This is a genomic window from Clostridium sp. AM49-4BH (assembly GCF_003478335.1).
Lineage (GTDB): Bacteria > Bacillota > Clostridia > Lachnospirales > Lachnospiraceae > Butyribacter.
The window spans coordinates 23,600-44,197 of sequence record NZ_QUFB01000024.1 but is presented as its reverse complement, the minus strand read 5'-3'; the positions used below and the strand labels follow the sequence as shown (position 1 = coordinate 44,197).

General features: G+C 42.0%; 24 protein-coding genes, 1 tRNA gene and 1 riboswitch. Of the genes, 20 read left to right on the top strand and 5 right to left on the bottom strand.

The features are described from left to right. The 5 genes from DW981_RS15360 to dapA all read left to right on the top strand — a co-directional run. On the top strand, nt 1-196 hold a 196-nt coding region (locus tag DW981_RS15360), incomplete at its 5' end, for a hypothetical protein (protein WP_207663990.1). A gap of 225 nt (nt 197-421) precedes the next feature. After that, nucleotides 422-494 (top strand) — tRNA-Lys (locus DW981_RS08320). Between the two features lie 424 nt (nt 495-918). Beyond that, nucleotides 919-2,100: a pyridoxal phosphate-dependent aminotransferase gene (locus DW981_RS08315; protein ID WP_022025557.1), complete on the top strand. Its 1,182-nt coding sequence runs from the start codon at nt 919-921 to the stop codon at nt 2,098-2,100. A gap of 54 nt (nt 2,101-2,154) precedes the next feature. Next, nucleotides 2,155-3,222, top strand: coding sequence for a histidinol-phosphate transaminase (gene hisC, locus DW981_RS08310; protein WP_118507377.1), 1,068 nt, complete (start codon nt 2,155-2,157; stop codon nt 3,220-3,222). A 142-nt stretch (nt 3,223-3,364) separates the two neighbouring features. Next, a riboswitch (Lysine riboswitch) is annotated at nt 3,365-3,538 on the top strand. A 193-nt stretch (nt 3,539-3,731) separates the two neighbouring features. Beyond that, complete coding sequence (dapA, locus tag DW981_RS08305; RefSeq protein WP_118507376.1) at nt 3,732-4,616, top strand: 4-hydroxy-tetrahydrodipicolinate synthase; 885 nt, start codon at nt 3,732-3,734, stop codon at nt 4,614-4,616. A gap of 351 nt (nt 4,617-4,967) precedes the next feature. On the opposite strand, the gene DW981_RS08300 is transcribed toward dapA, so the two are convergent. The 4 genes from DW981_RS08300 to murC form a co-directional block, all read right to left on the bottom strand. Further along, nucleotides 4,968-6,140, bottom strand: coding sequence for a ribose-phosphate pyrophosphokinase (locus DW981_RS08300; protein WP_022025554.1), 1,173 nt, complete (start codon nt 6,138-6,140; stop codon nt 4,968-4,970). A 53-nt stretch (nt 6,141-6,193) separates the two neighbouring features. Continuing rightward, the gene (locus DW981_RS08295) at nt 6,194-7,183 is read right to left on the bottom strand and encodes an ATP-binding protein (RefSeq protein ID WP_118507375.1); all 990 of its coding nucleotides are present in this window, start codon (nt 7,181-7,183) and stop codon (nt 6,194-6,196) included. A gap of 58 nt (nt 7,184-7,241) precedes the next feature. Next, nucleotides 7,242-8,507, bottom strand: coding sequence for a DnaD domain protein (locus tag DW981_RS08290; RefSeq protein ID WP_118507374.1), 1,266 nt, complete (start codon nt 8,505-8,507; stop codon nt 7,242-7,244). A gap of 258 nt (nt 8,508-8,765) precedes the next feature. Further along, nucleotides 8,766-10,148, bottom strand: a complete 1,383-nt coding sequence (murC, locus tag DW981_RS08285) for a UDP-N-acetylmuramate--L-alanine ligase (protein WP_118507373.1) — start codon at nt 10,146-10,148, stop codon at nt 8,766-8,768. A 361-nt stretch (nt 10,149-10,509) separates the two neighbouring features. Between murC and DW981_RS08280 the strand changes: the two genes are divergently transcribed. The 3 genes from DW981_RS08280 to spoVG all read left to right on the top strand — a co-directional run bounded on the left by DW981_RS08280 (nt 10,510) and on the right by spoVG (nt 13,275). Then, complete coding sequence (locus tag DW981_RS08280; protein ID WP_118507372.1) at nt 10,510-11,781, top strand: glucose-1-phosphate adenylyltransferase; 1,272 nt, start codon at nt 10,510-10,512, stop codon at nt 11,779-11,781. After that, nucleotides 11,781-12,902, top strand: a complete 1,122-nt coding sequence (glgD, locus tag DW981_RS08275; RefSeq protein WP_118507371.1) for a glucose-1-phosphate adenylyltransferase subunit GlgD — start codon at nt 11,781-11,783, stop codon at nt 12,900-12,902. The genes DW981_RS08280 and glgD overlap by 1 nt, the downstream gene beginning before the upstream one ends. Before the next feature lie 82 nt (nt 12,903-12,984). Further along, nucleotides 12,985-13,275: a septation regulator SpoVG gene (gene spoVG, locus DW981_RS08270; RefSeq protein WP_022025548.1), complete on the top strand. Its 291-nt coding sequence runs from the start codon at nt 12,985-12,987 to the stop codon at nt 13,273-13,275. A gap of 92 nt (nt 13,276-13,367) precedes the next feature. Here spoVG and DW981_RS08265 read toward each other — a convergent pair whose 3' ends face one another. Further along, nucleotides 13,368-13,940, bottom strand: a complete 573-nt coding sequence (locus DW981_RS08265) for a hypothetical protein (RefSeq protein ID WP_118507370.1) — start codon at nt 13,938-13,940, stop codon at nt 13,368-13,370. 669 nt (nt 13,941-14,609) lie between these two features. On the opposite strand from DW981_RS08265, the gene rpsJ reads away from it, so the two are divergent. The 12 genes from rpsJ to rplN all read left to right on the top strand — a co-directional run bounded on the left by rpsJ (nt 14,610) and on the right by rplN (nt 20,589). Further along, nucleotides 14,610-14,927 (top strand): 30S ribosomal protein S10, encoded by a 318-nt coding sequence (rpsJ, locus tag DW981_RS08260; RefSeq protein WP_022025546.1) that lies wholly within the window; start codon nt 14,610-14,612, stop codon nt 14,925-14,927. A 186-nt stretch (nt 14,928-15,113) separates the two neighbouring features. Then, nucleotides 15,114-15,794, top strand: a complete 681-nt coding sequence (gene rplC, locus DW981_RS08255) for a 50S ribosomal protein L3 (protein ID WP_022025545.1) — start codon at nt 15,114-15,116, stop codon at nt 15,792-15,794. Nucleotides 15,795-15,820: 26 nt separating this feature from the next. Beyond that, nucleotides 15,821-16,441, top strand: coding sequence for a 50S ribosomal protein L4 (gene rplD, locus DW981_RS08250; RefSeq protein WP_022025544.1), 621 nt, complete (start codon nt 15,821-15,823; stop codon nt 16,439-16,441). Next, nucleotides 16,441-16,740 carry a 50S ribosomal protein L23 gene (gene rplW, locus DW981_RS08245; protein WP_022025543.1) on the top strand — a complete coding sequence of 100 codons (300 nt, stop codon included), beginning with the start codon at nt 16,441-16,443 and terminating at the stop codon, nt 16,738-16,740. Before rplD ends, rplW begins: the two co-directional genes overlap by 1 nt. A 79-nt stretch (nt 16,741-16,819) precedes the next feature. Next, nucleotides 16,820-17,665: a 50S ribosomal protein L2 gene (rplB, locus tag DW981_RS08240; RefSeq protein ID WP_022025542.1), complete on the top strand. Its 846-nt coding sequence runs from the start codon at nt 16,820-16,822 to the stop codon at nt 17,663-17,665. Nucleotides 17,666-17,733: 68 nt separating this feature from the next. Beyond that, nucleotides 17,734-18,015, top strand: coding sequence for a 30S ribosomal protein S19 (gene rpsS / locus DW981_RS08235; RefSeq protein WP_118507369.1), 282 nt, complete (start codon nt 17,734-17,736; stop codon nt 18,013-18,015). 170 nt (nt 18,016-18,185) lie between these two features. Next, on the top strand, nt 18,186-18,575 hold the full coding sequence (rplV, locus tag DW981_RS08230; protein ID WP_022025540.1) for a 50S ribosomal protein L22: 390 nt from the start codon (nt 18,186-18,188) through the stop codon (nt 18,573-18,575). Nucleotides 18,576-18,605: 30 nt separating this feature from the next. Next, nucleotides 18,606-19,274, top strand: coding sequence for a 30S ribosomal protein S3 (gene rpsC / locus DW981_RS08225; protein WP_022025539.1), 669 nt, complete (start codon nt 18,606-18,608; stop codon nt 19,272-19,274). Continuing rightward, nucleotides 19,274-19,711: a 50S ribosomal protein L16 gene (rplP, locus tag DW981_RS08220; RefSeq protein WP_022025538.1), complete on the top strand. Its 438-nt coding sequence runs from the start codon at nt 19,274-19,276 to the stop codon at nt 19,709-19,711. The genes rpsC and rplP overlap by 1 nt, the downstream gene beginning before the upstream one ends. Then, a complete protein-coding gene (gene rpmC, locus DW981_RS08215; protein ID WP_022025537.1) occupies nt 19,701-19,898 on the top strand; it encodes a 50S ribosomal protein L29 in 198 nt (65 codons plus the stop codon). Before rplP ends, rpmC begins: the two co-directional genes overlap by 11 nt. Before the next feature lie 41 nt (nt 19,899-19,939). Beyond that, complete coding sequence (rpsQ, locus tag DW981_RS08210) at nt 19,940-20,197, top strand: 30S ribosomal protein S17 (RefSeq protein WP_182434195.1); 258 nt, start codon at nt 19,940-19,942, stop codon at nt 20,195-20,197. Between the two features lie 23 nt (nt 20,198-20,220). Next, nucleotides 20,221-20,589, top strand: coding sequence for a 50S ribosomal protein L14 (rplN, locus tag DW981_RS08205; RefSeq protein WP_022025535.1), 369 nt, complete (start codon nt 20,221-20,223; stop codon nt 20,587-20,589). The last annotated feature ends 9 nt before the right edge of the window (nt 20,590-20,598 follow it).

The following is a 20,598-nucleotide window of genomic DNA, read 5'->3' as shown; positions in this document are numbered from 1 at the left end:
GAGCGCAAAGTCCCTTTCAAAAATGATGAATACCTTGCTTCCAGGACTTCGAGTTTCCGAAGGGCATGTAAATCAATCATCAGAGACAACAAAATTTAGAAATCACCAAAAACGAAAATGCGGCAAGGCAATTACTATAGTTCTCGGATGGCAGAAAGCACTCTTTGGTGACTGCAAAATGCAATATAGTCATTGACATAATAAGCAATAGGTGGTTGTGGAGGATTTGAGGTATGGAAAGTTAGAGTAAGAAACTCAACCTGCGCACATCTGAAGCTGCTCTTGATAAGGTTATTGGGATGTTTGTTCAAAAAGGGTGAATTGAAAAAGTCGGAAAAGTGGGAAAAGTAAAAAAAACACTTGCTTTCCATGCGAAAGTGTGGTATATTAAACGAGTTGCTGACATTGATATGTCAGATATGCGCGATTAGCTCAGTTGGCAGAGCACCTGACTCTTAATCAGGGTGTCCAGGGTTCGAACCCCTGATCGCGCATTTTTATATTTTAAAGAGTAGGTGTCAAAATTTTTTTGGCACCTTTGTTTATTAATTAATAGGAAACTAATTGCGGCAAGGCAATTGCTATAGTTTCTTCATGGAAGAACCCACAATATGGTGCCTGCAAAATATAATGAAACTATCGACATAATAAGCAATAAGTGACCAGATGGCAGCTTCGGATGTGCGAAGTTGGAATGAAAAATATATTTATATGGAATTACTGTGTTCTATGACGGGAAAGGTTTGACATGAATATATCCGTAGGCATATAATAAAAAGTGCGAGTAAGATGCGGCGAGACATAGAAATGCTTGCGTAGGCGGTATTTTGATATACGTTTTATGTGTAAACCGGGTGACCGGTATTGTGTATATATTTTCTCGTTGTAATAAAATCAAAGTATAGAGAGGTACATAATATGATAGCAAAAAAAATGGTGAAATTTGTTGAGGGAAGCTCGGTTACAAGAGCAATGTTTGAGGAAGGGAAGAAGATGGCGGTTGAGTTTGGCGCAGAGAACGTCTATGATTTCAGTCTTGGAAACCCAAGCGTAGAGCCTCCAAAACAGGTTAAAGAAGCCATTATTGAGACATTGAATGAGGATGCACCGAATTTCGTGCATGGTTATATGAACAACTCCGGATACGAGGAAGTGCGCGAGAGAATTGCACAGTCCTTAAATCGCCGCTTTGACACAAAGTTTTCTCAGAATAATATCATTATGACAGTAGGTGCTGCAGGTGGTCTTAATGTTGCACTTAAAACATTGTTAGATCCGGGCGATGAAGTAATCGCATTTGCACCATATTTTGGAGAATATAATAATTATGTAGCTAACTTTGACGGTGTAATGGTAGTTGTACCGGCAGATGTACCTTCTTTCCAGCTCGATCTTGAGACGTTTGCAAAGAAGATCACGGCAAAGACGAAAGCAGTGATAGTCAATAATCCGAACAATCCTACCGGTGTAGTATATTCAGAAGAAACGATTCAGAAATTGGCAGCAGTATTGGAGGAGAAGCAAAAAGAGTTTGGAACGCAGATTTACCTTATTGCAGATGAACCATACCGTGAGCTTGCTTATGATGGCGTAGAAGTGCCATATCTGACGAAGTATTATCGTAATACAATTGTAGGATATTCTTATAGTAAATCTCTGTCTCTTCCGGGTGAGCGTATTGGTTACCTTGTGATTCCGGATGAGGTAGATGATTTTGAAAATGTTATTTGTGCAGCAAATGTTGCGAATCGTATTTTAGGATTTGTAAATGCACCATCTTTGATGCAGCTTGCGGTATCAAAATGTCTGGATGCGACAACGGATGTTGCAGCCTATGATGCCAACCGAAAGCTGCTTTACAATGCTCTGACAGAGTATGGCTTTGAGTGTGCTAAACCGGAAGGGGCTTTTTATCTTTGGGTTAAGGCTAAGGAAGATGATAAGGCATTTGTTGCCAAAGGAAAAGAGTTCCATATTTTAATGGTTCCGGGAAGTGCATTTATGTGTCCTGGTTATGTGCGGATTGCTTATTGTGTGGATCATGCGATGATCGAGCGCTCGCTCCCGGCATTTAAGAAGCTGGCTGAGTGTTATCAGTAAATAAGTGTAACAATTCTAAGTGGACGACAGAAATAGACGGAAAAGAGGTACGACATGAGTAGATTGGAAGATAATTTTCGCAAAGTAGAGCCGTATGTTCCGGGCGAACAGCCTAATTTGCCGGACATGGTTAAGTTGAATACTAACGAAAATCCATATCCGCCATCACCAAAGGTGGCAGAAGCACTGCAGAAGTTTGAACTCGACAGCCTGAGATTATATCCGGATCCGGCATCGACAGACTTAGTCAATGCGCTGGCAGAAAGATATCATGTGCAGGCAGATCAGGTGTATACAGGAGTAGGATCCGATGATGTACTTGCTATTGCGTTTTTGACATTTTTTAATTCGGGTAAACCGATTTTGTTCCCGGATATTACATATTCGTTCTATGATGTATGGGCAGAATTATTTCAAATTCCGTATGAGCGTCCGGCTTTGGATGATGCCTTTGCACTTCGATTGGAAGATTATCAGTGCGAAAATGGCGGTATCGTGATAGCCAATCCAAATGCACCGACGGGTATTCGTCAAAGTGAGGAGTTTTTGCGCGCAGTCATCGAAGCTAATCCGAATGTTGTTGTCATAATTGATGAGGCATATGCAGATTTTAGCGGTTATACAGCACTTCCGCTGGTGGACGAGTATGAAAATGTTGTGGTAGTACAAACGTTTTCAAAATCTCGATCTATGGCAGGAATGCGTATTGGTCATGCAATCGGTAATGCGAAATTGATCAAGGCAATGAACGACGTTCGATATTCGTTTAACAGTTATCCGATGACTCGTTTATCCGTAGCACTTGGCGTTGCTGCGTTATCAGATCAGGATTATTTTGAGGAGACTACAGCGAAGATTGTTGCAACACGAGAGCGCACCAAACAAGCACTTACGGAGCTTGGTTTTACGTTTGGAGATTCGATGACAAATTTTATTTTTGCGACACATAAAACTGTTCCAGCTACACATTTGTTTGAAGAATTGCGCAAGCAGCACATTTTTGTCAGGTATTTTTCCAATCCGCGCATTGACAATTATCTGCGAATATCCATTGGAACGGATGCGGAAATGGATCGTTTTTTGGCTGCGGTACAGGAAATTATTGCTCAGTGGGATAAATAAAGAGCATGAGGTTTTTTGCTCGGTATACTGTTGGGAAGCATAAGTTAGCATTGACAGCATAATGCTGGGAAATATAAGTTAGTGCTAGGAAGCATAAGTTAGCGTTGACAGAAGCAGAGGATAGTGATATTCTCATATATGTAAAAAAGATAGAGGTCGCACTCTTCATGAGTAGGATTTCGGATGCGTCAGGCGCAGTAGATGAGATCAGAAAGGGAACAGTGCCGAAAGAAAGCTTGTCCTGTAGCAAGATTTCTTGGGCATGGCGTGAATAACGACATGACTGTCATCAAGAGGATGGAGAGCTATCGGTTTGAAGAGATACTTCAAAGAGGTGATACATCCCGTGTATCACCTCTTTTTGTTAGCTGGGTAACTCGAATTTCCCGTAAAATGGCATTTGCAAAAGGTAACTGTGAGTGCATGGGTGGGAAAATGCTCAAACGACAACCAATATCTAAAAATCAGAACCCCGATTTGGGAATAGCGAAAGCAGAATGGAGGAAATTATGTCAATTTTTACAGGAGCAGGCGTGGCTTTGGTCACACCAATGAAAGAGAACTTGGGGGTAAACTACGACAAATTAGATGAGATTTTGGAGTGGCAGATTGCAGAGGGAACAGATGCGATTATTATTTGTGGAACGACCGGAGAGTCTGCAACTTTATCTGAAGAAGAGCATGCAAATGTGATTCGTTTTGCGATTGAGCGTGTAAATCACCGTATTCCGGTCATTGCCGGCACCGGTTCTAACTGCACGGCAACAGCAGTACAGCTTAGCAAAGAAGCTTCTGAGGCAGGAGCAGAGGGTGTGCTTGTTGTAACTCCGTATTACAACAAGGCAACGCAGAATGGTTTGATTGCACATTATAAAAAGATTGCGTCAGAGATCACGGCACCGATCATTTTATACAATGTACCAAGCCGTACCGGTTGCGGAATGACACCACAGACCATCGCTACACTTATTAAAGATGTAGACAATATTGCAGGTGTGAAAGAAGCTTCCGGTAACATCAGCGCTGTAGCGCAAATTCTGCACCTGTGCGATGGTAATGTGGATCTGTATTCCGGAAATGACGACCAGACAATTCCGATGCTTTCTTTGGGAGCAAAAGGCGTGATTTCTGTGTTGGCAAATGTTGCGCCGAAGTATACACATGAGATGGTTATGAATTATTTGAATGGAAATGTGAAGCAGAGTGCCAAGATGCAGCTTGATGCACTTCCGTTATGTGATGCATTGTTCTGTGAAGTAAATCCGATCCCGGTAAAAGCTGCTATGAATATGATGGGTAAAAACGTTGGTTCATTACGCGCACCTTTGACAGAGATGGAAGATGCTAACAAGGAGATCTTAAAGAGAGAAATGGCAGCGATGCACTTGATTTAAGGTGTCTCGCTCGAATTACTTTAGAATGATCTGGGTTTAAAAAGGAGTCGGCCTGTGGCAGAGGGAGCTACCACAGGCCCAATGAAAAAAATGAAAAAGAATCTATCTCAAACATAAGTCAGTCGGCTAGTTTGGTAGAAATCAAATGCTTCTTTTGATTTCACTGTTTTTCTTGAAATCTGTTCTCTTTGATTTCTATGTATACATAATAGCATGTAAATGTGGACAGAATTTGTCCATATTCTAAAAAAAATCTTAATTTTCAAAACGATTTGTAAAAAAACGCTCAAACCTTGCGGTCTAAGCGTTTTAAGGAAACTTGTTGTTGCTTTTCTCAATTTTATGCTTTAATTAACGCTGTCCATATTTTTCCAAAATGGCATTAATACGTTCTGCAGGGTTTAATAAACCGCTAATGGATTGATCGTGGTTTAAGGTGTCGATCAATAAGGCGATATACTTGCTCATGTCTACGCTGACATAATAGTCTCTAGACAAAACTTCTTCCGGCTGATATACAAGGTTTGTTGTGAGAACCTTATCGATCAAGCCTTTTTCATGTGCTTCATCAAATTTGGACATGCCGTTTGTAAACAGACCAAACGTTGCAGCAACAAAAATACGATTTGCTTTGCGCTGCTTTAACTGTGTTGCAACATCGATCATGCTTTCACCCGAGGAAATCATATCATCGACGATGATAACATCTTTGCCCTGCAGGTCAGAGCCGAGGAACTCATGGGCAATGATCGGATTGCGTCCGTCAACAATGCGGCTGTAATCGCGGCGTTTATAGAACATACCCATATCGATGCCAAGAACGTTTGCGTAATATACAGCACGTCCCATAGCACCTTCATCCGGGCTGATCACCATCAAATGATCTGCATCAACCTTAAGGTCCGGCACGTTCTTCAGAAGTGCTTTGATGAATTGATACGTAGGCTGAACGGTTTCGAAACTATTCAAAGGAATTGCGTTTTGAACGCGAGGATCATGTGCATCAAAGGTGATAATACTTTCAACACCCATTTGTGTTAATTCGTGCAATGCCATTGCGCAGTCCAAGGATTCGCGTGCACTGCGTCGATGCTGTCTGCTTTCATATAAGAAAGGCATGATCACAGTGATGCGGCGTGCCTTGCCACCAACTGCAGCAATGATACGCTTAAGATCCTGATAATGATCATCCGGCGACATGTGATTCGTGTGTCCGCAAACGGTATAAGTTAAGCTGTAATTGCAGACATCAACTAATAAATACAAATCATCTCCACGCACAGATTCGTTGATGATGCCTTTCGCCTCGCCGGAACCAAAACGCGGGCATGCGGAATCAATCAAGAAAGAATCACGGTTGTATCCTGCAAAGGTAGATGCGGTAGCATTTTGTGCAGCGCGATCCTTTCGCCAGTCAACGATATAATCGTTTACTCGTTTGCCCATGTCGTGGCTGCTCTCCAGCGCCAAGATACCAAGGGTACCAACAGGAAGTGTGTCTGCTAACTTGTCATGTCGTTTCATAGTAAAATGTCCTCCGTATGAATTTATATAATTGTTATCATGTTATTTGGCAGTTAATCTAGCCTCTGACGTATATCATCTCCAATTATTAAGAAGAAATGATAAAAACCGATAAAACGTGAGAAAATACGCTCGCTGTATCGGTCACGTAATTCCTGAAACGATAAATTGGTCGAGATGATGGTTGACTTATGGTTGATATGGCGCTCCTCAATAAAATAATACAGCTGAGAAGACGTAAAGCCATTGACCAATTCTGCCCCAAGATCATCTATAATGAGCAAATCACTTTGCAGCATATATGCAATTTGTTCGTTTGAAGTGGAAATATCCTCATGACGGAACTTATTCCTCTCTAAAATATCAAAAAGCTGCAATGAAGTCAAGTAAAGCACCGTGTGAGATGTATCCAAAAGTTTCTTGGCGATACAGTGCGTCAGAAAGGTTTTGCCGACGCCTGTAGAACCATAGAATATCAGGTTGTCATAGGAATCATCAAAGTGCTTGATATAGTCTAGACAGACCGTTTTTACCTTGCGAATATTTTGGCGGGCTGTTAGAGAAAGATTTTCATTGACGATGGTGTCGTCGTAGTAACTATCATCAAAGGTGTCAAAATTCTCATGATTCAGAATGTCCATAAGATTTGAACTTTCATAAAGAGCCTTGATCTCAGCGTTTTTAAGGCAGTGACAAGGTTCGTTGTTCTGATAGCCGGTGTCTTTGCAGTCCGGACAGGTATAAATGCTTTGCAGATAATCCTCCGGATAGCCGTGATGTAACAGCAGTGCCTTTTTGCGGGACAGCAATGCTTCGCGTTTTGCACTGTATTCAGCTTCGCTCTTTGGGTCCGGTTCGGTCTGAAACAATTCTTTGCGCGCCTGCGTCAGTGATAAGTCCATAATATCGTGTTGGATCTGTTCTAATTCCGGAATTTCAGCAAAAAGTGTTTCGTACCGCTTATCCAGTATGCGCTGATTGTTCATTCGCGTCTGATCGTATTGAAACATGATATCGCGATATTGTGTGTTGGATATTCCCATGGCGTCTCCTCCTGGTTGCTGCGTGATGGTATGTGCTGCGGTCTGTCATCAGATCGTACTATTGCATAAGTAATTTGCGCTCCAATTCCTGTAATTCCTCGCTGCTGACATCCCGTTGCTTGAAATTTTGGAATTGATTGCGCGGTGTTTGTTTACCAGATGTGGAAGGTTTCTTCTTTTCTTTTTGCTCTTTGGTCTGTGCATAGTGCAGATCTGATTGTTCTACACCTTGTAATGTGCGAACGTTTTGCTCATTCCAATGAGACAAAATCCCTTCGGTGTATTTGAAGTCTGCGTGGTGCAGCTTAAGCACAGTGCGGTTGCAGGCCTCTAAGATCACACTAAGATCCATATTCCAGTCATTTTGCCAATGATCCACATATTTTTTTTCGATTTCTGCAAGACCGCGACCAAGTCCTAAAGCCTTGGAAACAGCATTGTAGGAAGCCAGATATCGTACAGAAGCATTCTGTGCCTGTTCCGGCGTTTTGATCCCCTGCTCGTGCCATGACAGGGCGACTGTCTGAATGTAATTGCAGGCGGTCTTTCCCATAGAAATGCAGTAGTCGTAGAGATGCAGGATCAGTTCTCTGGAAAAATGCAGTGTACCATACAAATAGGTAATAAGCTGTATTTCGGTTGGTTTCATTGGGCGTTCAAGGTAGCTTTCGACAACATTGCATACCCATACGAAATCCTCGTTGGCGGACAATTCTTGAATCTGTTCCGGAGAAACTTGAATTGGTTTCACGGTAGAGGAATTCTTCTCCTGCGCGGAACTGCTTGCTCTGTGAACATCGGAATTGACATTAGAAGGAGCGTCGGTTCCGGATGATTCATAAGTTGATGTATTCGCTGCGTCGGTTTCTGAGAAATCAGAATTGCGTCTATCGAGCGCACCGGTTTCTGAGAGATCAGAATTGCGTCTATCGAGCGCACCGGTTTCTGAGAGATCAGAATCTACGCCTAGCGATGCAGCAGATTCTTTTGCGGTGTTTTCATAAGTGTCGAAATCACGTTCCGCAAAGGGGATCAGCATTTCGAGTCCTAAGATCTCTCCGGTTGCTTTGTCGCGGTTTAAGGACATAAGCCCCTTTTTCTCCCAGTACATTAACGCCCGCAAAATATCTTTTTCTGTATTTTCTAATTGATCCGCAAGAGAGGAAATGGAAAAATTACTTTCCTTTGCCTGCAGACATTTCGCAATGTAGAGATACACCTTAACGTAACTGCCGTTGGCAGCTGGCATATAATCTTCAATAAAGCTGTTATATATCGTTGTGATCGGCGGTATATGGTTAGTACAAAGTAATATATGATCCATTGCAGCCTCCGTATATGTAAAGTAAATTACACGTTATATTTCCGTGCGAATTGTATTTTAACACAGTTTCTTTGGAAAGAAAATAGCACACAAATACACATTCAAGCTGTGGACTAAATTGTGGATAATGTGGATAACTCGTATCAAAATGATCAAGATTGCGGATTTTCAACATTTATCTGCTGTTAATTGTGTAAAAAATATCCACAACGGATTGTGCAGAGATATGCACAGTCACATTGTGGATAATGTGGATAACTATTCTTTGACCAGGTCTTCGCCAATAGTTACTATATTTCCGGCACCCATAGTTATTAACAAGTCACCGTCGATACAATTTTCCAATAAAAATTTTTTGATCTGTTCAAAATCCGGGAAGTAATAAGCATCTTTGCCTAATTTCTTCATTTCTTCCTGTAGAGTTTTAGAAGAAATATCACCGGGATCAGCCTCTCTGGCGGCATATATGTCTGCAAGCACAACATTATCTGCGAGGGATAGCGCCTCTGCAAATTCGTGCAGCAATGCTCGGGTGCGGCTGTATGTATGTGGCTGGAATACGCACCAAAGACGCTTATGTGGAAATTTGGCAGCAGCCTGCAGCGTTGCTTTGATCTCCGTAGGATGATGTGCATAATCATCGACCACGGTGACTCCGTGGAACGATCCCTTTTGTTCGAAACGACGTTCCGTGCCGTGGAAGGCGAGGAGTCCCTCTTGGATTGTCTCCATAGGAATATCATAATATTCTGCAGTGGCGATGGCTGATAAAGCGTTGGCTACGTTGTGTCTTCCGATTACTGACAAACGAACGCGGATTCCGGTCTCTTTGCCGAATCGAACTAATTCAAAAGAACCGCAGCCATCTTCGCCGAATGTAATATCCTTTGCTTCGTAATCTGCAGGATTTTCCAAGCCGAATGTAATGATCCGGCAGTCTAGATCGTTTGTGATCGCATCAAGCTTTTCGATATCGGAGTTGATGATCAGTACACCGTCCTTTGGCAAGAGCTTTGCAAAGCGGTGAAAAGAGTGGCGAATGTCATCCAGGTCCTTAAAAAAGTCTAGGTGATCTGCATCAATATTCAAAATAATACCTGCCGTTGGATGGAATTTCAGAAAGCTATTGGTGTATTCGCAGGCTTCGGTGATGAAATTCTCGGAATGGCCGACACGGATATTGCCGTGGATCGCATCCAAGATACCGCCAACGGAGATCGTTGGATCTTTCTTGGCGGCTAAGAAAATATGTGTCAGCATGGAAGTTGTTGTTGTTTTGCCGTGTGTACCGGAAACGCCAATGGCATTCGTATAGTTTTTCATGACCTGTCCAACCATTTCGGCACGCTCCATCATAGGAAGTCCCATTTCTTTGGCGGCGCGAAATTCGGGATTGTCCGGATGAATAGCGGCGGTGTATACGACAAAGTCAATGTCGGAAGTGATGTTATTGCTTTTTTGACCATACAATACTTCCACTCCTAAGGATTGTAAATGCTCTGTGATTTTGCTGCGGTTTGCGTCGGAGCCCTTTACGGTAAAGCCGGCATCGTGTAACAGCTCAGCAAAACCGCTCATGCTGATGCCTCCGATGCCTATAAAATATGCAGTACATGGTTTGGTTAATTGAATTTGATACATAATTCCCTCCATATAAAAGCCGTCCAAAAGTGGGGCGGCATATTTTGTAAAATTGGCCTGCCTGCAAGAAATGTGCTCCAGCGAACCAATCCTTGTGTCAGTCTTTTCTATTATTATAGAACACAAATGCAAAAAAGCAAATTAAATAGTGTTTACAGTTTAGAAATAATTTGTTAAAAATTGAAACAAAGCTGGTGGACAATGTAAAAAACTCGTCAAATAAGGGTTTTTTATGCAAAAAATTGTATGAAATGTATAAAAAATATCAATTTTCAAAAGAAAATTTATGAAATTTGTTCACATTTTACAGTGGTTGTGATATACTTAAATCATTAAGAAATACATAGTAAGGGGTGATTGCGTGATTAAGAAAGAAATGATAGCAATGTTACTGGCAGGTGGACAGGGATCCAGGTTGGGGGTTCTGACTGCTGATGTTGCTAAACCAGCGGTAGCGTTTGGTGGGAAGTACCGTATTATCGATTTTCCATTGAGCAATTGCATTAATTCGGGAGTAGATACAGTCGGCGTGCTGACGCAGTACCAGCCGCTACGCCTGAACACACACATTGGAATTGGTATTCCTTGGGATTTGGATCGTAATGTAGGTGGCGTTTCTATTTTGCCACCATATGAGAAGAGTACCAGCAGTGAGTGGTATACAGGTACAGCGAATGCTATATATCAGAATTTGCGATATATGGAATATTACAACCCAGACTATGTGCTGATTTTGGGCGGTGACCATATTTACAAAATGGACTATGAAGTGATGCTTGATTTCCACAAAGCAAACAAGGCAGATGTAACGCTTGCAACGATTCCGGTTCCGATGGAAGAGGCTAGTCGTTTTGGCGTTGTTATCACAGATGAGAATAAGCAGATTCAGGAATTTGAGGAGAAACCGGAGCATCCTCGTAGCAACCTTGCTTCGATGGGTATCTACATTTTCTCTTGGCCGGTGCTTCGTGAAGCGTTGATCAAGTTAAAGGATCAGCCGGCATGTGACTTTGGTAAACACATTATTCCATATTGTCATGAGAAAGGTGATCGTATTTTTGCATACGAATACAATGGCTATTGGAAAGATGTTGGAACGCTTGGCTCATATTGGGAGTCAAACATGGAGTTGATCGATCTCATTCCGGTCTTCAATCTGTATGAAGAATTTTGGAAGATCTATACGAAGAGTGATCGCATTCCACCTCAGTATATCGCAGAGGATGCCATCATTGATAAGGCGATCATTGGTGAAGCATCAGAGATATACGGAGAGGTACATAGCTCTGTTATCGGTTCGGGTGTTACGATCGAGCCGGGTGCGATTGTGCGGGATTCTATTATTATGAGTTCTACTACGATCAAAGCGGGAACGATAGTCGATAAGTCGATTATCGCTGAGAATGTAACTGTTGGCAAAGATTGTAAGCTTGGTGTCGGAGAAGAGCTGCCAAATAAGGTTAAACCGGATGTGTATGCATTTGGTCTTGTAACTATTGGTGAAGACAGCGTGATTCCGGATGACGTGCAGATCGGTAAAAACACAGCGATCAAAGGCGTTACGGAACCATCAGATTATCCGGACGGAGTTCTTGCAGGCGGTGAAACTTTGATTAAGGTAGGTGACAGATAATGAGAGCGATTGGAATAGTATTAGCAGGTGGTAATAATAGCAGAATGCGTGAATTGTCCAATAAACGTGCAACGGCAGCGATGCCGATCGCGGGAGGGTTTCGCAGCATAGATTTTGTACTAAGCAACATGAGTAACTCTCACATTCAGAAAGTTGCGGTTTTTACGCAATATAATGCAAAGTCGCTGAATGAACATTTGAATTCTTCAAAATGGTGGGATTTCGGAAGAAAGCAGGGCGGTCTATATGTATTCACGCCGACAACGACGCCGGAAAACAGTTATTGGTATCGCGGAACGTTGGATGCGATGGCGCAGAACCTGAGTTTTCTGAAGAACAGTCATGAGCCATACGTTGTGATCGCTTCGGGCGATGGCGTGTATAAGATGGATTACAATAAAGTGTTGGAGTTCCATATTGCAAAAAAAGCAGATTTTACTGTTGTAACTGCAGATGTAACCGACAAAGATGATCCAAGCCGCTTTGGTGTGCTCCGTGTTGACGGTGACGGCAGGATCACGGATTTTGAGGAGAAACCGATCAATGCCGAAACGTCCACTGTTTCGACCGGTGTATATATTGTGCGCCGTCGTATGTTGATCGAGCTGATCGAGAAATCTATGCAGGAAGAGCGTTATGACTTTGTGAAGGATATATTGATCCGTTATAAGAATGTAAAGAAGATATATGCATATCCAATGGATTCCTACTGGAGCAATATTTCTTCGGTGGATTCTTATTACAACACGAATATGGATTTCCTGAACAAAGATATTAGGGATTATTTCTTCCGTCAATATCCGGACATTTATTCGAAAGTTGAGGATCTTCCTCCGGCTAAATATAATGTCGGATCAAATGTGAAGAACAGTTTGGTTTCCAGTGGATGTATCATTAATGGAACCGTTGAAAATTCCATTTTGTTCAAGGAAGTATATATTGGAAATAATTGCACCATCAAAAATTCGATCATCCTTAATGATGTTTACATTGGTGATAATACACATATTGAGAATTGCATCGTTGAAAGCAGAGATACGATTCGTGCCAATACAAATTATACATCAGAGGATGGTAAGATTCGCATTGTAGTTGAGAAGAATGAGAGATATGCACTGTAGAAAGGAGAATTCTTTTCAAGAAATAGGGGAATAGTAAAGATGTGATGATGCACAGAAAAATAACCAAAGGAGGTTACAGGGAGTGCAGATAACAGATGTTAGGATACGCAAGATTACGAAAGAAGGTAAGATGCGAGCCGTTGTATCAATCACGTTGGATAATGAATTTGTTGTACATGACATTAAAGTTATCGAAGGTGAGAAAGGATTGTTTATTGCCATGCCGAGTCGTCGATCCGGCGATGGAGAATTTCGCGATGTAGCGCATCCGATCAATCGGGAAACGCGTGAGCGTTTTCAGGCGATTGTTTTAGAACGATATGAGAGGTTTATGGAGGAGTCTGCTGATGAGGAGGAGACTTCCGAAGTGTGATGAGGATTGCACGCAATCAAACTAACATAACCGCCCTGGCAGTGAGCTGAGTGCTTGCTGCCGGGGCGGTGCTTTTTTGAAAATCATGATTTCTATTTATATTGAGTGCTTTTGACAAGTTCATATGCGCAAAGTGAAGAAATCGCTTTTGAAAGATTTTCATAGTCAGTTTCGGGTGCTGTTTTTATTTGCTCGTTGATTTTTTGCAAAGTTTGTAATTGCATAGAGTACTTTTGCAGTAGCCAGTTTAAGCACATTTGCTCAGCGTAATTGTTGGGCGGTATGCAGGTTGGATAATTGGAAGCAGCCGTCAGCTCTCTAGGATATTGAAATGGAAGGTCCATTCTGTCATGATAATGCATGAGTGTAACGATTCGAGAAAGCTTAATAATGCTCCTTCCTAATGTGAAAAACAGAATAAGTGCGACAACGGGTAAATAGAAATAAAGAAATGCAGAAAAAATCTGTTTTGACATATAAAGCAGAAAAAGTCCTAATAGGAATGATGCTACAAAATATATTTCAGCAAAACGAAGATCTGTCATTAGATCTTTTTGGCGTTTGTCGAGGAGTTCTAATTTATGTTTGCATTGTGACATTTCATTGGTAGTGTATTCGTGTTTTGCACTCCATTGTGCGAGAAGGGCGTTTTTGGTCAGTTTCATAACGGCACCTGCTTTCTTTATGTATTTTTTAAAGTATTATATCATGAATGAAAACTTTTATGTGAGGGTGAAAGCGGATAATGTGACAGTAGTAATAGTATTCCGGCCGGAGCCGTTGTGGCAATTGTAGTTGTAGCTGTAGTTGTGATCGGTGGTATCGTTATCGCATGCGTTTCCCGTAAAAGGGACTAAGGGGAATGCTTCTACATATAATAAGAAGAAACACAATCCGAAAAGCTCCCCTGCCTTTCAAAATGTCTGCAACAGAGCATTTTGTTTCGCTTGAAACTGTGCTTGAGAAAAAATTAAAAAAATGTAAAAAAATGCTTGCAAACCCTTGAAAAATATAGTATAGTAATAAATGCTGTGACATGATAGCGTAGAAGCGTGAGGTTGCTCTTACCTGGTAACGGATAAGAGGTTTTCCGTGGAGCGAATGTCAAGTTGAGAATTGGCGACAAGTCACTGTACGAAAATCCAATATTCTGTAGAGCATATTTGTAAGAATATGCCCGGAAAACACGGGAAGAGTTCTGTATAATTTGTAAACCGACAGGACACACCCGGATGAGTGTACAGTCACCACTTGTTGCGCTGAAACAGGCGGACATGGCGAAGAGCCAAGATCAGTAATGTCCGTGAAAGTGCGAAAAGGAGGCGGCTTTTTTTATGGCAACAAAGGTAATGAGAATTACACTTAAGGCGTATGACCACAATCAGATCGATCATGCAGCTGGTAAAATTATTGATACGGTAAAGAAGACAGGAGCTAAGGTTAGCGGTCCGGTACCTCTTCCAACTAAGAAGGAAGTAGTAACAATTCTTCGTGCCGTTCATAAGTACAAAGATTCCAGAGAGCAGTTTGAGCAGAGAACTCATAAGAGACTGATTGACGTTATTGCTCCAACCCAGAAGACGGTTGAGGCGCTGACAAAGATGGAAATGCCATCTGGCGTAGCAGTTAAATTGGTCATGAAAGAGAAATAATTTCTCTTTATGAAATAGTAAGATCCTTAGGGTTTATATAAAGACGACAGCAAAGAGGTGATGCCTTGGAGCGTCATTAAGTTTTTGGTTTACAAACTTCCAACTTATAGACCATCTAGGATGAATGCAGGCGAAGCGATTGCTTGGCGATGCATTCCGCTGTAGATTAACAGGAGGTGCAACATTATGAAGAAAGCTATTTTAGCTACGAAGGTCGGAATGACACAGATCTTCAACGAGAACGGAGTATTAACTCCGGTTACTGTACTTCAGGCTGGTCCTTGCTATGTTACACAGGTAAAGACGGTTGATAATGATGGGTACAGTGCAGTGCAGGTAGGATTTGTTGATAAGAAAGACAAAGTTATCACAAAGGATGCTACAGGCAAGAAAGAGGTCAAGAGAACTCACGGCGTAAACAAGCCATTACAGGGACATTTTGCAAAAGCAGGTGTATCCGGTAAGAGATATCTGAAAGAATTCAAGTTTGAGAACGCAGAAGAGTACACACTTGGTCAGGAAATTAAAGCTGACATCTTTGAAGCAGGTGACAAGATTGATGCAACCGGAACAACAAAGGGTAAAGGTTTCCAGGGTGCGATCAAGAGACACGGACTGCACAGAGGACCTATGGGACATGGTTCTAAGTTCCACAGACATGCTGGTTCTAACGGTGCTTGTTCTGATCCTAGCCGTGTATTCAAAGGCAAGAAGATGCCTGGTCAGATGGGTGGCGTACAGAGAACAATCCAGAATCTTGAGATCGTCAGAGTTGACGCAGATCAGAATCTGATCCTTGTTAAGGGCGCTGTTCCGGGACCAAAGAAGGCTTGTGTAGTAATTAAGGAAAGCGTTAAGACGAAATAATTCTTTTGGAAAGGAGGAACACACAGATGGCTAACGTATCTGTTTATAATATGGAAGGCAGCGAAGTTGAGAAGATGGACTTAAACGACAACGTATTCGCTGTTGAGGTTAATGAGCATTTAATGCATATGGCTGTTGTATTACAGCTTGCAAATAAGCGTCAGGGTACACAGAAGGCTAAAACCCGTTCTGAAGTAAGTGGCGGTGGAAGAAAACCTTGGAGACAGAAAGGAACTGGTCATGCAAGACAGGGATCTATCCGCGCTCCACAGTGGACAGGCGGTGGAATTGTATTTGCTCCAACGCCAAGAGATTACTCCTTCAAGATGAACAGAAAGGAGAAGGCTGGTGCAATTAAGTCTGCACTGACCTCTAGAGTAAACGAAGAGAAATTCGTTGTACTTGATTCTCTTAAGTTTGATGAGATCAAAACAAAGAAAATGGTTAGCGTTTTGGATGCTTTGAAAGTAAAGAAAGCATTGGTTGTATTAGACGGTGACAACGAGAACGTAGCAAAGTCTGCTAAGAATATTGCAGGTGTACGTGCTGTAGCAGTAAATGCGATCAACGTATACGATATTTTGAAATATGAGACAGTCATCATTACAAAAGCGGCTGTATCTAAGATTGAGGAGGTGTACGCATAATGGCAGATTTGAAGTATTATGATATTATCCAGAAGCCGATCATCACAGAGAAATCTATGACAGCTATGGAAGAGAAGAAGTACACATTCGCAGTACACCCTGAGGCAACAAAGAGCCAGATTAAAGAAGCTGTTGAGAAGCTTTTTGAGGGAGCTAAGGTTGCTAAGGTAAACACAATGAACCTTGACGGTAAGACACGTCGTCGTGGTAGAACAGCCGGCAAGACTGCTAAGACTAAGAAAGCAATCGTTAAGCTGACTGAGGACTCTAAAGACATCGAGATCTTCGAGGGTCTGTAAAATCAAATCGTGTAAATCCTGTAAGGAAAACCTATCTTACAGGTCATATTGATAAAGGATATGAGAAAGGAGAACAGAAATGGGAATTAAGACATTTAACCCATATACCCCGTCTAGAAGACAGATGTCCGTTCTTGATAAGACAGAGTTGACTGCTACAAAGCCTGAGAAGTCTTTGACAGTGTCTCTTAAGAAGAACGCTGGACGTAATGCACAGGGTAAGATCACAGTAAGACATCGTGGTGGTGGTTCTAGAAGAAAATACAGAATCATCGATTTTAAGAGAAATAAGGATGGTATCCCGGCAATCGTTAAGACTGTTGAGTATGATCCAAACAGAACAGCAAATATCGCATTAGTTGCTTATGCTGATGGTGAGAAGAGATACATCTTAGCTCCAGAGGGACTTAAGGTTGGTCAGAAGATCATGAACGGTCCTGAGGCTGAGATTGCAGTTGGTAACTGCTTGCCACTGGAAAATATTCCGGTTGGTACACAGATCCACAACATCGAGCTTCATCCTGGTAAGGGTGGACAGATGGTTCGTTCCGCTGGTAACAGCGCACAGCTCATGGCTAAAGAAGGAAAGTATGCAACACTTCGTCTTCCATCTGGTGAGATGAGAATGGTTCCTATCGTATGCCGTGCTACAGTAGGTGTTATCGGAAACGGTGAGCATGCATTGGTAAACATTGGTAAAGCCGGACGTAAGCGTAACATGGGTATCAGACCTACGGTTCGTGGTTCCGTAATGAACCCTAATGACCATCCACACGGTGGTGGTGAAGGTAAGACAGGTATCGGTCGTCCAGGTCCATGCACTCCTTGGGGTAAACCTGCTCTTGGCTTGAAGACACGTAAGAAGAATAAACAGTCAAACAAGATGATCGTAAGAAGAAGAGATGGTAAGGCATTAGCAAAATAATTGCTAAGTCACCATGACTTCTATGAAGAGTTGGAATAGTCGGCACAGCCGACAGAATGGAGGATACAATGGCACGTTCATTAAAGAAAGGACCTTTCGCTGACAAGAGCCTTCTTAAGAAGGTAGATGCTCAGGTAGCATCCGGTGATACACAGGTCATCAAGACTTGGTCTCGTCGTTCCACTATTTTCCCATCATTCGTAGGATTGACATTTGCAGTACATGATGGTAGAAGACATGTACCTGTATATGTTACAGAGGATATGGTTGGACACAAACTCGGTGAGTTCGTAGCTACAAGAACTTACAGAGCCATGGCAAAGACGAGAAGAAGGGCAAATAATAAATAGCAATAGTTTTCTTAGCAACTGCAGTGCATGCCACTAAGCGGTTGCGATAGAAAACGGTGCTTACAAAAAGAACCACCCGGCAGAGTGGGAATAATATCAGATCTGCAAATAACGAATTGCAGCAATACGCTGTAGACAATGATACAGATATTTGAAAGGAGGCTTCCATCATGGCAAAGGGACATAGATCTCAGATTAAGAGAGAGAGAAATGAGAACCAGAAAGACACCAGACCTTCCGCTAAGTTATCTTATGCAAGAATTTCCGTACAGAAGGCTTGTTACGTGTTAGATGCCATCAGAGGCAAAGATGTAGAGACAGCAATTGGTATTTTATCTTATAATCCAAGATATGCGTCAAGCGTCATTTTGAAATTATTACAGTCCGCAGTTGCAAATGCGGAGAACAACAATGGTATGAATCCAGCAGATTTATACATTGAAGAGTGTTTCGCAAACAAGGGACCGACAATGAAGAGAATTAGACCTAGAGCACAGGGTAGAGCATACCGCATCGAGAAGAGAATGAGTCATATTACCATCATTCTTAACGAGCGCTAATCCGAAAACGGTCTATGAAAGGAGATTAAAATGGGACAGAAAGTTAATCCTCATGGTTTAAGAGTCGGCGTGATCAGTGATTGGGATTCCAATTGGTTTGCAGAGGATAAGTTCGCAGACTATCTTGTAGAAGATTACAAGATCAGAGAGTTTGTAAAGAAGAAACTTTACAGCGCTGGCATCTCAAAGATTGAAATTGAGAGACCGACTGACAAGGTAAGAGTTATTATTCATACAGCAAAGCCTGGATTTGTAATTGGTAAGGGCGGCGCTGAAATCGAGAACTTAAAGAAAGAGCTTTTGAAAGTTCTTGATCGTAAAGTTGCATTAGACATCAAGATCATGGATATCAAGAATCCGGATAAACATGCGCAGTTAGTTGCAGAGAATATTGCACAGCAGTTAGAGAACCGTATTTCTTTCCGTCGTGCTATGAAGTCTGCAATGAGCAGAACACTCAAGACTGGTGCAAAGGGAATCAAAGCTTCTTGCTCCGGACGTCTGGGCGGTGCAGATATGGCTCGTACAGAGTTCTACAGCGAGGGTACAATTCCTCTTCAGACATTGCGTGCTGATATTGATTATGGTTTCGCAGAGGCTGATACAACTTATGGTAAAATTGGTGTAAAGGTATGGGTATACAATGGCGAAGTACTTCCAACCAAGAACAATTCTAAAAAGGAAGGGAGCGATAAATAATGTTAATGCCAAAGAGAGTTAAACATCGTAAGCAGTTCCGTGGTAGAATGACAGGAAAAGCGCTCAGAGGAAATAAGATCACAAATGGTGATTTCGGTATCGTTGCTTTAGAGCCGGCTTGGATCAAATCCAATCAGATCGAGGCAGCCCGTATCGCTATGACACGTTATATCAAGCGTGGTGGTAAAGTTTGGATCAAGATTTTCCCAGATAAACCGGTAACAAAGACTCCTGCCGAGACTCGAATGGGTAAAGGTAAAGGTGCTCTTGAGTACTGGGTAGCTGTAGTTAAGCCGGGTCGTGTAATGTTCGAGATTTCCGGTGTATCCGAAGAAATAGCTAAAGAAGCACTTCGTCTTGCAACTCACAAGTTGCCGGTTAAGTGTAAAGTTGTTTCTCGCGCAGACTTAGAAGGAGGTGCGGGCAGTGAAGAGTAAAGCATTATTGGAAGATTTGAGAACAAAATCTGCTGCAGAGTTAAATGAAGATTTAGTTGCCGCTAAAAAGGAATTGTTCAATCTCAGATTCCAGAACGCAACAAATCAGCTTGATAACACAAGCAGAATTAAAGAAGTAAAGAAGAACATCGCAAGAATTCAGACCGTGCTCGCAGCACAGGACTAAGACTTGCAGATCTATAGCCAAAATTTGGAAAGGAGGACACGATCGTGGAGAGAAATCTTAGAAAGACTCGTGTAGGTAAGGTTGTAAGCGATAAGATGGATAAGACAATCGTAGTTGCAGTAGTAGATAACGTAAAGCATCCACTTTATGGCAAGATCATCAAGAGAACTTATAAATTAAAGGCTCATGATGAAGAGAATACATGTAAGATTGGTGACAGAGTAAGAGTTATGGAGACAAGACCATTGTCCAAGGACAAGAGATGGAGACTTGTTGAGGTAATCGAGAGAGCAAAATAATTTGCGGAAATATGGAGGTAATTATGGTACAGCAGGAATCAAGACTGAGAGTAGCTGATAATACAGGTGCTAAAGAACTTCTTTGTATCAGAGTTATGGGCGGTTCAACCCGCAGATATGCAGGAATCGGTGACATCATCGTTGCTTCTGTTAAAGATGCAACACCAGGCGGTGTTGTAAAGAAAGGTGATGTTGTTAAAGCAGTTGTAGTTCGTACAGTAAAGAGCATTCGTCGTCCGGACGGTTCTTACATTAAGTTCGATGAGAACGCTGCAGTTATCATTCGTGATGACAAGACACCGAGAGGAACCCGTATCTTTGGACCAGTCGCTAGAGAATTAAGAGACAAGCAGTTCATGAAAATCGTTTCATTAGCACCAGAAGTATTATAAGGGAGGTGT

Bases quoted from the DNA above. Each gene is read 5' to 3' on its own strand.
- rplB (WP_022025542.1), top strand. From the start codon at position 16,820: ATGGGAATTAAGACATTTAACCCATATACCCCGTCTAGAAGACAGATG.
- DW981_RS08265 (WP_118507370.1), bottom strand. From the start codon at position 13,940: ATGAAACTGACCAAAAACGCCCTTCTCGCACAATGGAGTGCAAAACAC.
- rpsC (WP_022025539.1), top strand. From the start codon at position 18,606: ATGGGACAGAAAGTTAATCCTCATGGTTTAAGAGTCGGCGTGATCAGT.
- dapA (WP_118507376.1), top strand. From the start codon at position 3,732: ATGTCAATTTTTACAGGAGCAGGCGTGGCTTTGGTCACACCAATGAAA.
- rpsJ (WP_022025546.1), top strand. From the start codon at position 14,610: ATGGCAACAAAGGTAATGAGAATTACACTTAAGGCGTATGACCACAAT.
- DW981_RS08295 (WP_118507375.1), bottom strand. From the start codon at position 7,183: ATGGGAATATCCAACACACAATATCGCGATATCATGTTTCAATACGAT.
- rplP (WP_022025538.1), top strand. From the start codon at position 19,274: ATGTTAATGCCAAAGAGAGTTAAACATCGTAAGCAGTTCCGTGGTAGA.
- rplN (WP_022025535.1), top strand. From the start codon at position 20,221: ATGGTACAGCAGGAATCAAGACTGAGAGTAGCTGATAATACAGGTGCT.
- murC (WP_118507373.1), bottom strand. From the start codon at position 10,148: ATGTATCAAATTCAATTAACCAAACCATGTACTGCATATTTTATAGGC.
- rplW (WP_022025543.1), top strand. From the start codon at position 16,441: ATGGCAGATTTGAAGTATTATGATATTATCCAGAAGCCGATCATCACA.
- rplD (WP_022025544.1), top strand. From the start codon at position 15,821: ATGGCTAACGTATCTGTTTATAATATGGAAGGCAGCGAAGTTGAGAAG.
- hisC (WP_118507377.1), top strand. From the start codon at position 2,155: ATGAGTAGATTGGAAGATAATTTTCGCAAAGTAGAGCCGTATGTTCCG.
- rplV (WP_022025540.1), top strand. From the start codon at position 18,186: ATGGCAAAGGGACATAGATCTCAGATTAAGAGAGAGAGAAATGAGAAC.
- rpsS (WP_118507369.1), top strand. From the start codon at position 17,734: ATGGCACGTTCATTAAAGAAAGGACCTTTCGCTGACAAGAGCCTTCTT.
- DW981_RS08290 (WP_118507374.1), bottom strand. From the start codon at position 8,507: ATGGATCATATATTACTTTGTACTAACCATATACCGCCGATCACAACG.
- rplC (WP_022025545.1), top strand. From the start codon at position 15,114: ATGAAGAAAGCTATTTTAGCTACGAAGGTCGGAATGACACAGATCTTC.
- glgD (WP_118507371.1), top strand. From the start codon at position 11,781: ATGAGAGCGATTGGAATAGTATTAGCAGGTGGTAATAATAGCAGAATG.
- DW981_RS08315 (WP_022025557.1), top strand. From the start codon at position 919: ATGATAGCAAAAAAAATGGTGAAATTTGTTGAGGGAAGCTCGGTTACA.
- DW981_RS08300 (WP_022025554.1), bottom strand. From the start codon at position 6,140: ATGAAACGACATGACAAGTTAGCAGACACACTTCCTGTTGGTACCCTT.